Source organism: Bradyrhizobium sp. Bra78, from assembly GCF_024519855.1.
Classification (GTDB): Bacteria; Pseudomonadota; Alphaproteobacteria; order Rhizobiales; family Xanthobacteraceae; genus Bradyrhizobium; species Bradyrhizobium japonicum_G.
Window position 1 is genome coordinate 33,507 of sequence record NZ_JALJRE010000012.1, and the last position, 14,209, is coordinate 47,715.

Consider the following 14,209-nt stretch of genomic DNA (forward strand, 5'->3'; position numbering starts at 1 on the left):
AGATGCTGTCGCGTACCGCCGAAAACCTGTACTGGCTCGCCCGCTACGTCGAACGGGCCGAGTATCTCGCGCGCACCATCGATGCGACGCTGCGCGTCACCGCGCTTCCCGCCGCCTATATCGGCAAGACCAACGAATGGGACTCGGCGCTGCTCACCGCCGGCGTCGCCGCCAGCTTCTATCAGACCTACGAGGAAGCCAACGAGCACAACGTCGTCGAATACCTGTCGTTCTCGCCGAACAACCCGTCCTCGATCCGCAATTGCATCGAGGCGGCGCGGCTGAACTCGCGCTCGGTGCGCACCGCGCTCACCAGCGAGATGTGGGACACCATCAACTCGGCCTGGATCGAGCTCCAGGAGGTCTGGAACAAGGGCACCTCGACGCGCGAGGACCTCGCCAAATTCCTGCGCTTCGTGCAGGAGACATCGCTGCGCTTCGACGGCTCGGCTTACCGGACCATGCTGCGTAACGACGCCTACTGGTTCTCGCGGATGGGCGTGCACCTGGAGCGTGCCGACAACACCGCGCGCATTCTCGATGTGAAGTATCACGTGCTGCTGCCCGAGGAGGAGCATGTCGGCGGTCCGCTCGACTTCTACCAGTGGACCTCGATCCTGCGCTCGGTCTCGGCGCTGACGGCCTATCACTGGGTCTATCGAGAGACGCTGAAACCCTGGCTGATCGCGGACCTGCTCATCCTCAACGACACGCTGCCGCGCTCGCTGGCGAGCTGCTACGGCAATCTCGTGCGCAATCTCGACCAGATCGGCGTCGCCTATGGCCGCCAGGGCCCGGCCCAGCGCCATGCCCGCGGCATCCGCAACCGGCTGGAACACAGCAATATGAACGACATTTTCCAGCATGGCGTGCATGAATTCATTCAGGAATTCATCTCGGACAATTCCAGGCTGGGCGAAATCATCACGAAGCAGTATTTGATCTGATACTGCGTCATCCGGGGCGCCCGCAGGGCCAGCCCGGAAGCGACGACGCAAGAACAACGGTCCCCCATGCGCCTGCGAATCCTGCACACCACGACCTATCGCTACGAGCCGCCGGCCACCAGCGTGATCCAGATCCTGCGCATGACGCCCGGCAGCCATGACGGGCAATATGTGGCGGAGTGGCAGATCGACGTTTCGACCGACACCAAGCTCGACACCCACGAGGACGCGTTCGGCAACGTCACCCACGTGCTGTCCTGCGGACCGGTCGGCGACATCCAGATCACCGCCGAGGGCCTGATCGAGACCCACGACACCGGCGGCGTCCTGCGCGGCGCCGATGAACGCTTTCCGCCCGGCATGTTCTTGCGCGCCACCGACCTCACCACAGTCAATCCGGCGATGCATGCGGTTGCGCGCCAGTTGCGCAGCGAGGCCGAAAGCGACACGCTCGGCTTCCTGCACACGCTGATGACGCAAATCAGCGATCACATGACCTTCGACGAGGACCCGACCAACAGCGGCACCTCGGCGGCCGAGGCGTTCACGCTCAAGCGCGGCGTCTGCCAGGACTACGCGCATATCTTCATCGCCTGCGCCCGCAGCGGCGGCGTGCCGGCGCGCTTCGTCTCCGGCCACTTCCTGCGCTCGGACGGCACTGTGCATCAGGACGCCGGCCATGCCTGGGCCGAGGCTTACGTCGACGGTCTCGGCTGGGTCGGCTTCGATCCCGCCAACAGCATCTGCGCCACCGACGCCCATGTCCGCGTCGCGATCGGGCTCGATTATCTCGGCGCAGCCCCCGTGCGCGGCACCCGCTATGGCGGCGGCTCGGAGACGCTGTCGGTCGCGGTCAAGGTCGAGCAGGCCGGCCGCGGCGGCCAGTCGCAATCGCAGTCCCAGCGGCAGAGCTGAGCCGAAGCCGCACGCGTGCTATGCTCGCAGGGTCAAACCAGACCTGCGAGGCACCCAATGGCGACCGTGAAGCTGCTTTCGGACGATGAACTATCCAGCGAGGCCCGCGCCGTCTTCGACGATATCCGAAAAGTGCGGAAGTCGGATTTCGTCAACAATTTCTGGCGCGCGCTGGCGCATGATCCGAAGACGCTGCGGCGGACCTGGGAGAGCATCAAGGAGGTGATGGGTCCGGGCGCGCTCGATCCCAAGGTCAAGGAGATGGTCTATGTCGCGGTATCGATCGCGCATGGCTGCAGCTACTGCATCCACTCCCACACCGCCGGCGCACGGGCCAAGGGCATGACCGAGGCCGAATACGGCGAGTTGCTCGCCATCGTCGGCATGGCCGCGGAGACCAACCGGCTGGTCACGGCGCTCGGCGTCCCCGTCGATGCGGCGTTTCTCGTCGATGCCGCCGACTGAGGGGAATGACGGCCTGGCCCCAGCGGGATTCGGGGTTGGAGTGGCCCCTGAAATTGGCTAGTAATTCCGCGCAAACGCGTTCGGGGACTGGAAATGACCTATTGTTGCGGAATTCTGGTTCGGGACGGTCTGGTGATGATCGCCGACACCCGCACCAATGCCGGCCTCGACAACGTCTCGACCTTCCGCAAGCTGCACATCTTCACCAAGCCCGGCGACCGCATCATGGCGATCGCCAGCGCCGGCAACCTCGCCATCAGCCAGTCGGTGCTCTCCACGCTGACCGAAGGCCTGGAGGACCCCAACACCGGCGATATCGAGACGCTGATGAACGCGCCAACCATGTTCCAGGCCGCCCAGCGCATCGGCCGGGCGATCCGGGCCGTGCACGCCACCGAAGGCCCGGCGTTGAAATCCGAGGATGTCTCCTTCGACGTCTCCTTCCTGTTCGGCGGCCAGATCAAGGGCGCGCGCATGCGCCTGTTCATGGTCTACACCGCCGGCAATTTCATCGAGTGCACCACCGACACGCCCTATTTGCAGATCGGCGAGCACAAATACGGCAAGCCGGTGCTCGACCGCGCCATGCATTACGACGTCGAGCTCTACGAGGCGCTGAAGACCGGCCTGATCTCGATGGATTCGACGATGCGCTCCAATCTCGGCGTCGGCCTGCCGATCGACGTGCTGGTGGTGCGCGCCGATGCGTGCGATGCCGATCTCAACCATCGCATCGAGGCGGGCGAGCCCTACTTCCACGATTTGCGCTCGCGCTGGTCGGCGGCGCTGCGCGCCGCGCACCAGAACATTCCGCGGCCGCCCTACAAGAACGAAAAAGAACCCAAAACCTGACAAAAGAACTTGAAGAGAGAAAAGGCAGGAAACGATGAGTGAGGCAAAGAAGATCGCAGTGGTGACAGGCGCCGGCACAGGTGTCGGGCGCGCGGCGTCGCTGGCGCTGATGAACACCGGCTTCACCGTGGTGCTGGTCGGGCGCCGCCTCGACATGCTCGAGGAGACCGCCAAGCTCGGGCCCGCCGGCAAGAGCCTGTGTGTCACCGCCGACATGACCAAGCCGGATTCGATCGCCGCGCTGTTTGACAAGGTCAAGGCGACCTATGGCCGGCTCGACGTGCTGTTCAACAATGCCGGCATGGGCGCGCCGGCCGTCAACTTCGAGGACCTCAGCCTCGAGCAGTGGCAGGCGGTGGTGAACACCAACCTCACCGGCCCGTTCCTGTGCACGCAGCACGCCTTCCGCATCATGAAGGACCAGAGCCCGCGCGGCGGCCGCATCATCAACAACGGTTCGATCTCGGCGCATGCGCCGCGACCGTTCTCGGCGGCCTACACCTCGACCAAGCACGCCATTACCGGCCTGACCAAGGCCAGCAACCTCGACGGCCGCATGTACGACATCGCGGTCGGCCAGGTCGACATCGGCAATGCCGCCACCCCGATGACCGACCGCATGGTCAACGGCCCCGGCGTGCTGCAGCCCGACGGCACCACCAAGCACGAGCCGCGCATGGACGCCAAGGCGGTCGGCGATGCCGTCGCCTACATGGCCGGCCTGCCGCTCGACGCCAACGTGCTGACCATGACTGTCATGGCGACCAAGATGCCGTTCGTTGGACGTGGCTAAAGCTAAAATTGCGAAAACAACCCCATGCACAGTAGGCGTCAAGAGGCGCCTGCTGTTGCCTGGCTGCGGGGGTGATGTCGGCTAAGTCCCAGCACAGCCTCCGCAATCGTGAGAGACCGGCGCCCTACTCCAGACTCTCCACCCGCCGCAGGCTGGGAAACAGCCTCATCCAGAGCAGCGCCACGGCGACGGTGCAGACGCCGCCGAGCACGGCGGCCGGCATGGCGCCGAGCAGTGCGGCCGCAACCCCGCTCTCGAACTGGCCGAGCTGGTTGGAGGCGTTGATGAAGAGGAAGTTGACCGCGCCGACGCGGCCGCGCATCTCGTCGGGGGTGGACAATTGCACCAGCGAGAAGCGGATCACGACGCTGATCGTGTCGGCCGCGCCGAGAACGGCGAGCGCGAGCACCGACAGCCACATCCACGACGACAGCGCGAACACGATCGTTGCGAGCCCGAACACGATCACGGCCTGGAACATGCGCAGACCCACGTGCCGCGAGATGGTGTGACGCGCCAGCACCATGGTCATCAGCAGCGCACCGACGGCCGGCGCGGCGCGCAATATCCCAAGGCCCATCGGGCCGGTCTGGAGGATGTCGCGGGCATAGATCGGCAACAGCGCGGTGACGCCGCCGAACAGCACCGCGAACAGATCGAGCGAGATAGTGCCGAGGATCGCCGGATTGCTGCGGATGAAGCGGACGCCGGCGAAGATATTGTCCGCGCCCGCCATATCCTTGGCGACCGCCTGCGGGCGTGGCCGGATGAAGCCGGTCAAAATCATTCCAAAAATCCAGAACAGCACCATCACGGCATAGGCGAGATGCGGCGCGACCGCGTAGGCGAAGCCGCCGAGCGCCGGCCCGGTGATGGTCGCGACCTGGGCCGCGCCGCTGGACACGGCGGTGGCGCGCTGCAGCGATCCCTGCGGCGCGATCAGCGGCAACAGCGCCGCCGTGGTCGGGCTCTCGAACGCGCCGGCAATGCCGAGCACGAAGGTCGCGACGAAAATCTGCACCTCGCCGACCGCGCCGAGATAGGTGATCACGGCCAGATAGAGCGCGGTCGCGGCCTCCACGAACTGGCAGAGCTGGACCACGCGCTTGCGCTCGTAACGGTCCGCGGCGTGGCCGGCGACGAACACCAGCAGTGCAGTCGGTAGGAACTGCACGAGGCCGACCATGCCGAGGTCGAAGGCCGAACCGGTGAGATCGTAGATCTGCCAGCCGATCGCAACCGCCGCGATCTGGCTGGAGAAGCGCGACAGGCTGCGCGAGAGCAGGAAGAACAGGAAGGCGCGATGGGAGAGGAGCGCGCGGGCACTGACCGGCGGATCGGCTGATATTGGCTGCTCTGGCATCGCCGCTTGGATTACCTCTCGGATGACCTCTTGGGTCAACCCTGGACCGTCCGCCCCTGCTGTCGACGTGCTCCCCGCGTGACTGAGGCGGACCTGCTTGTCAACAGCAGGACGCCTCCCGCATGTCCCGGCATTGCCTTTGCAACGCAGGCGCGGCCATAATCACCGGGGCTTTGGGGACATCATGCTGCGCTTGCAATCGGCACTCGGCATTTTCGCATTGCTGCTGATCGCGTTCGCGTTGGCAGAAAATCGCCGCGCCGTCTCGCTGCGACAGGCGGCGATCGGTCTCGTCGCGACATTCGTCACGGCGATCGTCCTGCTGAAGGTGCCCGTCGTCGCGCGCGCCTTCGGCGCCATCAACGACGCCGTCGGCGCGATCTCGGCGGCCTCGCGCGCCGGCTCCTCCTTCGTGTTCGGCTATATCGGCGGTGGTCCCCTGCCGTTCGATTTGAAGGTGCCCGGCGCCGATTTCATCCTGGCGTTCCAGGCGCTCCCGATCGTGCTGATCATGAGCGTGCTGACGACGCTGCTGTTCTATTGGCGCGTGCTGCCGCCGGTCGTGCGCGGAATGGCCTGGCTGCTCGAGCGGACGCTCGGCGTCGGCGGCGCGGTCGGGCTGTCGACGGCCGCCAACATCTTCCTCGGCATGGTCGAGGCGCCGCTGTTCGTGCGGCCGTATCTGGCCCAGATGACCCGCAGCGAATTGTTCCTGGTGATGACCGGCGGCATGGCCGGCATCGCAGGCACGGTGCTGGTGCTCTATGCGACCCTGCTTGGCCCGCTCATTCCGGATGCGGCGGCGCACTTCGTCATCGCCTCCGTGCTGGGCGCACCGGCCGCGATCCTCGTCAGCCTGATCATGATCCCAGAGACCTCCGACCGGCGCACCGGCGGCACGCTCGAGGATCCGGAGATGGAAGTTTCGAGCACGATGGACGCGATCGTGAAGGGGACGAGTGCGGGGATCGAGCTGCTGATCAACATCGTCGCGATGCTGCTGGTGCTGGTGGCGCTGGTCTATCTCGTCAACGCCATCCTCGGCCTCTTGCCGAATCTCGGCGGTGCCGCGATCTCGCTGCAACGCCTGCTCGGCCTCGTGATGGCGCCGGTGTGCTGGCTGATGGGGCTGCCCTGGGACCAGGCCGTCAGCGCCGGCAGCCTGATGGGCACCAAGACCGTGCTCAACGAATTGATCGCCTATGTCGACTTCTCGAAGCTGCCGCCGGGCACGCTCGATGCACGCTCGCGCCTGATCATGCTCTACGCGATGTGCGGCTTCGCCAATTTCGCCAGCCTCGGCATCATGATCGGCGGGCTCGGCGTGATGGCGCCGGACCGGCGAGAGGAGATCAACGCGCTGGGATTGAAGTCGATCGTGTCGGGGACGCTGACGACGTGTTTGATGGGGGCGGTGGTGGGGGTGTTGACGTAGCGAAGGGCCCGCAGCCCGCGTGGAGCGCAGCGCAATCCGGGTCCACCTTAGAGACTTTCCCGGATTTCGCCTTGCTCCATCCGGCTGCAAGGGACCCGATTCACATCGGCGGATGCGCTAAACCAAAACTCCGGCCACGGTGCGAAATGCCGTGACCGCGCGATCGATATCGGCATCATCGATATGGCGATGGGTCACACAACGCAAGCGATGCAGACCCCAGGGCCGCGCCTTCAGGCCCGCCTTCTCGAGAGCCGCCGACCACGCGGCGCTGTCGCGTCCGGAGCGAGAGACATCGACCTGCACGATATTCGTTTGCGGGATTGTCGCGCTGAGCTTGGGATGCATCCCGTTCAGCGCATCACTCAGGATTCGCGCACGTCGGTGGTCCTCGCCCAGACGCGCACCCATGACCTGAACCGCCTCCAGACCGGCGGCAGCCAGGATGCCGATCTGGCGCTGCGTGCCTCCCAGCATGCGGCGAAACCTGCGGCTCCGGTCGATCACGGTGCGCGGCCCGGCTAGCACGGCACCTGCAGGTGCGCTCAGGCCCTTCGACAGGCAGAGAGAGACCGTATCGCAATGCCTCGCAACCTCGGCCGGCGCCGTTTCAAGCGCGACCGCGGCGTTGAAGAGCCGCGCGCCGTCGAGATGCACCGGGACGCCGCGAGCCGCTGCCATGGCGTGCACAGCCTGCATATGCTCCAGCGGCAGCACGGCGCCGCTCGCATTGTTGTGCGAGGTTTCCATCGCGATAAGGGCGGTCCTGAGCTTGAGCCCTTCACCCTGTATGGCGTCTTCCAGCAAATTCAGGTCCATCGCGCCGTCGGTGCCTGCAATGGCGAGGTAGAACTGCCCTGTAAATGTCGCAGCCCCTCGTTCGGAGGTGTACATATGGGCATTCGCTTCCAACGCGATCTGTTCGCTGCGCTGCGACTGCGCCAGTGTCGCCAACAGATTGGCCATGGTGCAGCTCGGCACAAACAGGCCGGCGTCCTTGCCCAACGCCGCAGCCGCGACGGCCTCCAGCTCCTGCACCGTGGGGTCACCGTCCAGCCCGTCATCGCCGAGCGGCGTCGAGGCCATGCGGGCATACATCGCTGCGGTCGGCTTGGTGACCGTATCGCTGCGCAGGTCGATCGGCGGCAACTCAGAGCCCGCCGAGTTTGTCTCGTGTTGATGTGCCATCGGAGGACCTCTCAAGCACTTGGCGCGTCATTCGTAGACTGCCGGGTCGCCGGAATCGGTCGGGTTGGCCAGCGCCCGCTTGAGCGCGGTGCTCATCGGAAATTTCAGGTTGAGGCCATGTGGTGGGATTGGGGAATTGAAATATTTGTCGTAGAGCGCCGCGATCTGCCCGCTCTTCATCAGGTCGATCACGGCATCGTCGACCACCTTCTTGAAAGCAGGATCATCCTTGGGTTCGACGATACCGTAGGGCGCGAGTTCAAGACTCTTGCTGCCGATCACGAAATCATCCGGCGTCCTGGACGAGGCGACCGTGGCATAGGCGAGACCGTCATCGTTGGCTGTGCCGGCCACCCTGCCCGTCGAGACCAGCAAGAAGGTCTCCGCGGTATCCTTGGCCGGCACGAGCGTGATGCCAAGATTGTTCTTGGCATTGATCAGCGTAATCACCTTGAAGGTCTGGCCGCCTGCCTGGGCCGAGATGGCCTTGCCGCGGAACGAAGCCGGGTCGTTGACATCGACCCCGCCATTCTTGCGTGCGACGAGGACGACCTGCGCAACGAAGATGGTGGGAGAAAAGGCGGCGAGTTTATGTCGCTCGACATTATTGGTCGTGTTGCCGCATTCGAGATCGATCGTCCCGTTGGCGAGCAGCTGAATGCGTGTCGCCGAGGTTGTGGGGTTATAGCGGGTCTCGAGCTTGGGGAGCTTGAGGGCTGTCTTGATCGCCTGCACCACCCGTTCACAGATTTCCACGGTGTAGCCGATCGGCTTCTGATTATCGTCGAGATAGGCGAAGGGCACCGAGGTCTCGGGATACCCCAATGTGATCGAGCCGTTCTCACGGATCTTGTCCAGCCTGCTCGCACCCTGGGCCATGGCCTCGCCGGAAATAAGAACTACAGCGATGGTCGCCGCGGCGAGTGCCTTGATCCTTGTCGCTTTCATGTCGTCCCTCTCTTGGCGAATGTCCGTGACGCCGTCCGCGGTGGGTGAGCAATGACAGGACAGCTCCGTGCGAGCGGCTGCATGCTCTGGACTATCGTCCAAAAGCCCGATCTGATGAAATTCCAGTTTCACACTCCCCTATACGGATTTGATATGGCCACCAGACGCATGGGCTTGAAGCACGTGGAGGCTTTTCGGGCGGTCTTCGTGACGGGATCGATGACGCAGGCGGCGCAGCGCATGCATACCTCGCAACCCCAGATCAGCCGCCTGATCGGACAGTTGGAGGCGATCACGCAATTCCCGCTGTTCGACCGCAGTGGCGGCCGCCTGCGTCCCACCGTGGACGGGTCGCGCTTTTTCCAGGAGGTCGAGAAGACTTTCATCGGCCTGGCGGGACTGGAGGCCAGCGCAGCCAGCATCCGCTCGTTCGGCATGGGTCGGCTAAGCGTTGCGGCGATGCCGCGCCTGGCCGGCGGCCTGCTGACGCGCATAGCGGCGCGCTTCAAGGTGGACTATCCGCATGTGATGATCTCGATCCGATCCGGCACGGCGAGCGCCGTGCACGACTGGGTCAGCTCCGGGCTTTGCGACACCGGGTTGGCAATGCTCTACGGCGAGGTTGCGGGGGTGCATGTCGAGCCGGTGCTCAAGACCCGTTGCGTCGCGATCATGCCGAAGGCGCATCGTCTTGCACAGAAGAAGACGCTGCGCCCTGCCGATTTCGCCGATGACGCCTTCATCTCCTTCGCCACGGGGAGTCCGCTCCACGATCGCATCGATACGATCTTCGCGCAGGCTGGCGTCACCCGCCGCGTCGTTGCCGAAACCGATCTGGGCGCATCGGTTTGTGCCCTGGTCGCGGCGGGTCTCGGCATCAGCATTATCAACCCGATTGCCGCACATGACGAAAGCTCTGGCGCGGCGCTGATCACGCGCCCCTTCAACCCTGCAGTCCCCGTCACGATCGCGCTGCTCTATCCGCCCTATGCCGCGCGCGGCCGGTTGATCGATGTTTTTGGCGAATATGCTCGCAGGATCATGAGCGAAGAACTGGACTATCTTGAGCGGTAGTCGGCCGATAGCTGCCGTAGCCCGGATGGAGCGAAGCGCAATCCGGGCTACAAGGCACCCGTCATTGCGAGCGGAGCAAAGCAATCCAGAAATTTATCCGCGGAGACAGTCTGGATTGCCGCGTCGCATCGGCGCAAAATTGCTTCGCAATTTTGTCGCGAGCTCCTCGCAATGACGACCGAGAGGGTCGAGCGACCTACGCCTTCAGCTCCACCGTCTTGAACTCCGCCGGCAGGATCACCTCCAGCAGTTCGACGTCGTCGGAATAGTCCAGGATCATGTGCTTGATCTTCGGCGGCTGGGTCCAGGCGCTGCCTGCCTTCATCAGTGTCTCGCCCTCGCCGTCCATATAGGTCTTCACCCAGCCCTTGAGAACGTAGACCATCTGGAAGTCGACAGCGTGGAAGTGCAGCTTTGACACCTCTTCCGGATTGCAGGGGCCTTGCAGGCGGATCACATGCGCTTGCGCCAGGCCGTGGGTCGCATCGGCGATGCCGAGGTCGCGGTATTTTGCATAGGCGCGCAGGCCATCGGCCTTGAAGTCTTCCTCGCGGTGATGGCTGATCACGATGCGCTGCCTGGGACGTGCGGGCTTCTTCGGCGACGTCGCGCGCGCCTTCGTTTTCACCGCCTTGCGCGCGGACGAGCGCGCCGCGACCTTGGCTCCGCTCCGCTTCTTCACCACGGTCTTCGTTGCGGGTCTCGATGACTTTTGCCTGGCCATTGTCTGCCTCCCTGATCTGAGCCGCGCCCGCCGGACGGGTACAACATACGGGCAGACTATCCGCTCTTGAACGAGGCAGCAATTGCGGGGGCAATTGCGGCTTGGGCCGGTCACGCGATGACCCGACGGTCGTAGCTTGTCCCAGGCTGTCGTGGCGAGCCGCCGTCGTCTCGTAATAGCTCCCTCGCTGAATTAATCTCGCCGGGAGATTCTGGGGGATGTGATTCATGAGCAGCAGCGCAGGCCAGCGGGCATTTCAAAATGCCCGGTTGCAGAAACGGCAAAAAGCCGACGTGGCGCCGTTGCTCGAGCGCGCCCTCCAGATGCATAAGATGGGGCTTCTGCCCGAAGCCAAGGCCGCCTATCGCCAACTGCTGGAGCTCGCGCCCAATCAATTCATCGCGCTGCATTTGCTCGGCACTTTGGAGTCTGATGCCAAAGACTATCAGCAAGCCCAGGTACTGCTGAGCCGAGCGGTGACCGTGGATCCGCGATCTGCCGAAGCTCATATGAGCCTGGGCGTCGCGCTCAATGGCCTGGGACGTCACAATGAGGCCCGCGAGAGCTATCGAAAGGCTCTCGCCTTGCGATCCAACTACGCCTTGGCCCTGTCCAATCTCGGTAACGCGAACGCGGCCCTTGAGCTCTACCAGGATGCGCTCGAGAGCTTCGACAAGGCGCTCGCAATCAACGGAAACCTTTCCGAAGCCCATAACGGCCGGGGTTGGGCGCTCTGCCGCCTGCGCGCCTACGACGAGGCCATTGCAAGCCTGAGCCGCGCGCTGTCGATCAAGCCTGACTATGCCTCGGCGCTGGCGAACCGCGCCGTTGCATGGCGGGAGCTTCAGCGATTTGACGAAGCCATGGCGGATTGCAATCGCGCCATTGCCGTGGCACCCGGCGACGCGAATGGTTGGCTCTCGCGGGCCAATGTCTTGCTCCAAACCCGGCAAACCGCCGAGGCATCGCGCGATTGCGAGAAGGCTCTCGCCATCGATCCCGGCTTCGCTCAGGCCCACAGCCTGCTCGGCCAATGCTTCTTCGCACTCGGCCGGGTCGACGAAGCCCTCGCCAGTTTCGACAGAGCCCTTGAGCTCCAGCCTGACCTCGAGAGCACGATCTCCAGCAAGATATTTGCCCTCGATTTCGTGGGGGACGCCAGCGTCGAGCAGCATCAGCAGGCGCGGCAGGTATGGTGGGAGCGGATCGGCGCGAAAATCGCTCCAGGAGCAGCGGGACCGCACGACAACGGCCGCGATCCGGATCGCCGTCTGGTGCTCGGCTACGTCTCGTCCGATTTTCGGGTGCATTCGGCGGCTTTCGTTTTCAGGCCGGTCCTAGAGCATCACGATCCGGCACAGTTCGAGGTCGTGTGCTATTCGTGCTCACCGGGATCGGATGCAATGACCAGCGAATTTCAGGGGATCGCCGATCGCTGGCACGACGCCTCGCAATGGACCGACGATCATCTCGCCGCTCAGATCCGCGCCGATGGCGTCGATATCCTGATCGATCTGTCCGGCCATACCAGCGGAAACCGCCTCGGCGTTTTTGCGCGCAAGCCGGCGCCGATCCAGGTGCATGGCTGGGGCCACGGCACCGGCACAGGCCTGCCAACGATCGATTATCTGTTCTCGGACCAGGTCGCGATTCCTGTCGCGGTTCGGCATCTGTTTGCGGAGACCGTTGTCGACCTGCCGTGCTTTGTGACGCTGGCGCCGCTGCCGGCCGGGATTGCGCGGATGGAGGCGCCGGCGATCTCGAACGGTTTCGTCACATTCGGTGTCTTCAACCGCATCAGCAAGATTTCGGACGAGGCAGCGGACGTCTGGTCCAGAATTCTCGAGCGGGTGCCTGGGTCGCGACTGCTGATCAAGGATAGTGCGCTGGACGACCGGCTGGTCCGCGACAATCTGCTGGCGCGGTTTGCGGCTTGCGGGTTGCCCACCGAACGCGTCGATCTGCTGGGACGGACCTCGCGAGGCGAACATCTGGCAGCGTTCAATCGCGTCGATATTGCCCTCGACCCGTTCCCGCAGAACGGCGGCGTCAGCACATGGGAAGCCCTGCAGATGGGCGTGCCGGTGGTGGCCAAGCTCGGCAACAGCCTGCCCGGCCGTGCTGCCGGCGCCATCCTCACCGCGCTCGGCCTGCCGGACTGGGTCGCGGAGAGCGATGAGGCGTATGTCGACATCGCCGCCAGCCGTGGCTCGCAGATCGGCGAGCTGGAAAAGTTGCGCCGTGAACTGCCCGGACAGATCGGAGCTGCGGCCGCCGGCAACGCCGTATCATATGCGCAAGCGGTGGACGATGCCTATCGCACGATGTGGAAGCGCTATTGCGACGGCTGCGCCTGAGCCCTGCCCGATGCGCCGGCCATCTGGAGCCGCGCGGCCACCCTGAAACGAGATCGGCCAAACCGGCGATCGCAAGGCCCGCATCACGCGCTCTCTGCTTGCGCACGACGCAGCCATTCAAGCGACGAAAGCCAATTCGTCGGAGCCTTCAATGCAGCCGGAACACGCCGTCCACGGCGCGAAGCTCGGCCGGCTTGATCAGCTTGGAATGCGCAACCGTCACCGAATGAAGCGGGCCATCGAGCTTCTGCTGCCAGAAGGCGAGGAAGTCGGTCAGCGCCGGGAATTTCGGGAAGAGATCGTAATTCTGCCAGACATAGGTCTGAAGCAGTGAGGGATGATCCGGCATCCGGTAGAGAATTTCGGCCGTCGTCAGCCCGTAACCCAGCACCTGTTTCCGGAAGTCGTCGGAAACAACCCCAACCCGCGAGACCATGCCAACCTCCTTTTCAGGAGCGCATATCAAGGGGTGGCTTTCCGGTACGCTGCTTACGAGCCACCCGGTGGAGATGCGCTCACATGAGAGAAATGTGACGCAAACTGACAACCCATCTCAAGCCCAAAAGTTTAACAAGCTGTTGAAATTCAATGCGTTAGCAGCAGACCAAGCTCCGTGCTAATACGGTCCCGCAAAGCGGTTAACGATGGTAAAGGAAATTGGCAGACAGCGCTTTTGAGTGCTTATTTTTCTGCTAGAAGCCCTTGCCCCCGCAAAAATCCTGTCCTATTTGAGCTTAACCCGCATTGGCACTCGCGGGCATCGATTGCTAACACCCCTAAAACATCAATCTGAGCAAATGCTTAGGAGGACTGCATGAAATTCCGTCCGCTTCACGACCGCGTCGTGGTCAAGCGCATTGACGCAGAAGAGAAGACCGCTGGCGGCATCATCATTCCCGACACTGCCAAGGAAAAGCCCTCGCAGGGCGAAATCGTCGCCGTCGGCCCGGGTGGCCGCGACGAAGCCGGCAAGCTGATCCCGATCGACCTGAAGGTCGGCGACCGCGTGCTGTTCGGCAAGTGGTCAGGCACCGAGGTCAAGATCGACAGCGTCGATCTGCTGATCATGAAGGAAAGCGACATCATGGGCGTCCTCGACGTCCCCGCTTCCAAGAAGAAGGCGGCCTAAGAGCCCCCTCTCGCACCCA

The 14,209-nt window shown here is 63.8% G+C and carries 14 protein-coding genes; 9 read left to right on the plus strand and 5 right to left on the minus strand.

Annotated features, from left to right (window positions below):
• Nucleotides 1-2 precede the first annotated feature (2 nt).
• The 5 genes from OC450_RS24800 to OC450_RS24820 all read left to right on the plus strand — a co-directional run bounded on the left by OC450_RS24800 (nucleotide 3) and on the right by OC450_RS24820 (nucleotide 3,972).
• Nucleotides 3-947, plus strand: coding sequence for an alpha-E domain-containing protein (locus OC450_RS24800; RefSeq protein ID WP_211385147.1), 945 nt, complete (start codon nucleotides 3-5; stop codon nucleotides 945-947).
• A gap of 66 nt (nucleotides 948-1,013) precedes the next feature.
• Nucleotides 1,014-1,862 (plus strand): transglutaminase domain-containing protein, encoded by an 849-nt coding sequence (locus OC450_RS24805; RefSeq protein ID WP_211385148.1) that lies wholly within the window; start codon nucleotides 1,014-1,016, stop codon nucleotides 1,860-1,862.
• 57 nt (nucleotides 1,863-1,919) lie between these two features.
• Entirely contained in the window at nucleotides 1,920-2,327 is a 408-nt protein-coding gene (locus OC450_RS24810; protein ID WP_211385149.1) for a carboxymuconolactone decarboxylase family protein, read from the plus strand.
• A 93-nt stretch (nucleotides 2,328-2,420) separates the two neighbouring features.
• Nucleotides 2,421-3,179 (plus strand): proteasome-type protease, encoded by a 759-nt coding sequence (locus OC450_RS24815; protein WP_211385150.1) that lies wholly within the window; start codon nucleotides 2,421-2,423, stop codon nucleotides 3,177-3,179.
• Between the two features lie 34 nt (nucleotides 3,180-3,213).
• Nucleotides 3,214-3,972 carry an SDR family oxidoreductase gene (locus OC450_RS24820; protein WP_211385151.1) on the plus strand — a complete coding sequence of 253 codons (759 nt, stop codon included), beginning with the start codon at nucleotides 3,214-3,216 and terminating at the stop codon, nucleotides 3,970-3,972.
• Between the two features lie 124 nt (nucleotides 3,973-4,096).
• On the opposite strand, the gene OC450_RS24825 is transcribed toward OC450_RS24820, so the two are convergent.
• The gene (locus tag OC450_RS24825; protein WP_211385152.1) at nucleotides 4,097-5,335 is read right to left on the minus strand and encodes an MFS transporter; all 1,239 of its coding nucleotides are present in this window, start codon (nucleotides 5,333-5,335) and stop codon (nucleotides 4,097-4,099) included.
• A 184-nt stretch (nucleotides 5,336-5,519) separates the two neighbouring features.
• Between OC450_RS24825 and OC450_RS24830 the strand changes: the two genes are divergently transcribed.
• Nucleotides 5,520-6,770, plus strand: coding sequence for a NupC/NupG family nucleoside CNT transporter (locus OC450_RS24830; RefSeq protein ID WP_211385153.1), 1,251 nt, complete (start codon nucleotides 5,520-5,522; stop codon nucleotides 6,768-6,770).
• 117 nt (nucleotides 6,771-6,887) lie between these two features.
• On the opposite strand, the gene OC450_RS24835 is transcribed toward OC450_RS24830, so the two are convergent.
• The gene (locus OC450_RS24835) at nucleotides 6,888-7,919 is read right to left on the minus strand and encodes a threonine aldolase family protein (protein WP_306235728.1); all 1,032 of its coding nucleotides are present in this window, start codon (nucleotides 7,917-7,919) and stop codon (nucleotides 6,888-6,890) included.
• Between the two features lie 66 nt (nucleotides 7,920-7,985).
• Nucleotides 7,986-8,906, minus strand: coding sequence for an amino acid ABC transporter substrate-binding protein (locus tag OC450_RS24840; RefSeq protein ID WP_211385385.1), 921 nt, complete (start codon nucleotides 8,904-8,906; stop codon nucleotides 7,986-7,988).
• A 114-nt stretch (nucleotides 8,907-9,020) separates the two neighbouring features.
• Here OC450_RS24840 and OC450_RS24845 point away from each other — a divergent pair, with 114 nt between their 5' ends.
• Nucleotides 9,021-9,980, plus strand: coding sequence for a LysR substrate-binding domain-containing protein (locus tag OC450_RS24845; RefSeq protein WP_262048843.1), 960 nt, complete (start codon nucleotides 9,021-9,023; stop codon nucleotides 9,978-9,980).
• 196 nt (nucleotides 9,981-10,176) lie between these two features.
• Here OC450_RS24845 and OC450_RS24850 read toward each other — a convergent pair whose 3' ends face one another.
• Nucleotides 10,177-10,704: a cupin domain-containing protein gene (locus OC450_RS24850; protein WP_211385156.1), complete on the minus strand. Its 528-nt coding sequence runs from the start codon at nucleotides 10,702-10,704 to the stop codon at nucleotides 10,177-10,179.
• 227 nt (nucleotides 10,705-10,931) lie between these two features.
• Here OC450_RS24850 and OC450_RS24855 point away from each other — a divergent pair, with 227 nt between their 5' ends.
• Nucleotides 10,932-13,061, plus strand: coding sequence for a tetratricopeptide repeat protein (locus OC450_RS24855; RefSeq protein ID WP_211385157.1), 2,130 nt, complete (start codon nucleotides 10,932-10,934; stop codon nucleotides 13,059-13,061).
• Between the two features lie 148 nt (nucleotides 13,062-13,209).
• Here OC450_RS24855 and OC450_RS24860 read toward each other — a convergent pair whose 3' ends face one another.
• Nucleotides 13,210-13,497 carry an usg protein gene (locus tag OC450_RS24860; protein WP_211385158.1) on the minus strand — a complete coding sequence of 96 codons (288 nt, stop codon included), beginning with the start codon at nucleotides 13,495-13,497 and terminating at the stop codon, nucleotides 13,210-13,212.
• A 378-nt stretch (nucleotides 13,498-13,875) separates the two neighbouring features.
• On the opposite strand from OC450_RS24860, the gene OC450_RS24865 reads away from it, so the two are divergent.
• Nucleotides 13,876-14,190, plus strand: coding sequence for a co-chaperone GroES (locus OC450_RS24865; RefSeq protein ID WP_211385159.1), 315 nt, complete (start codon nucleotides 13,876-13,878; stop codon nucleotides 14,188-14,190).
• Nucleotides 14,191-14,209: the final 19 nt, after the last annotated feature.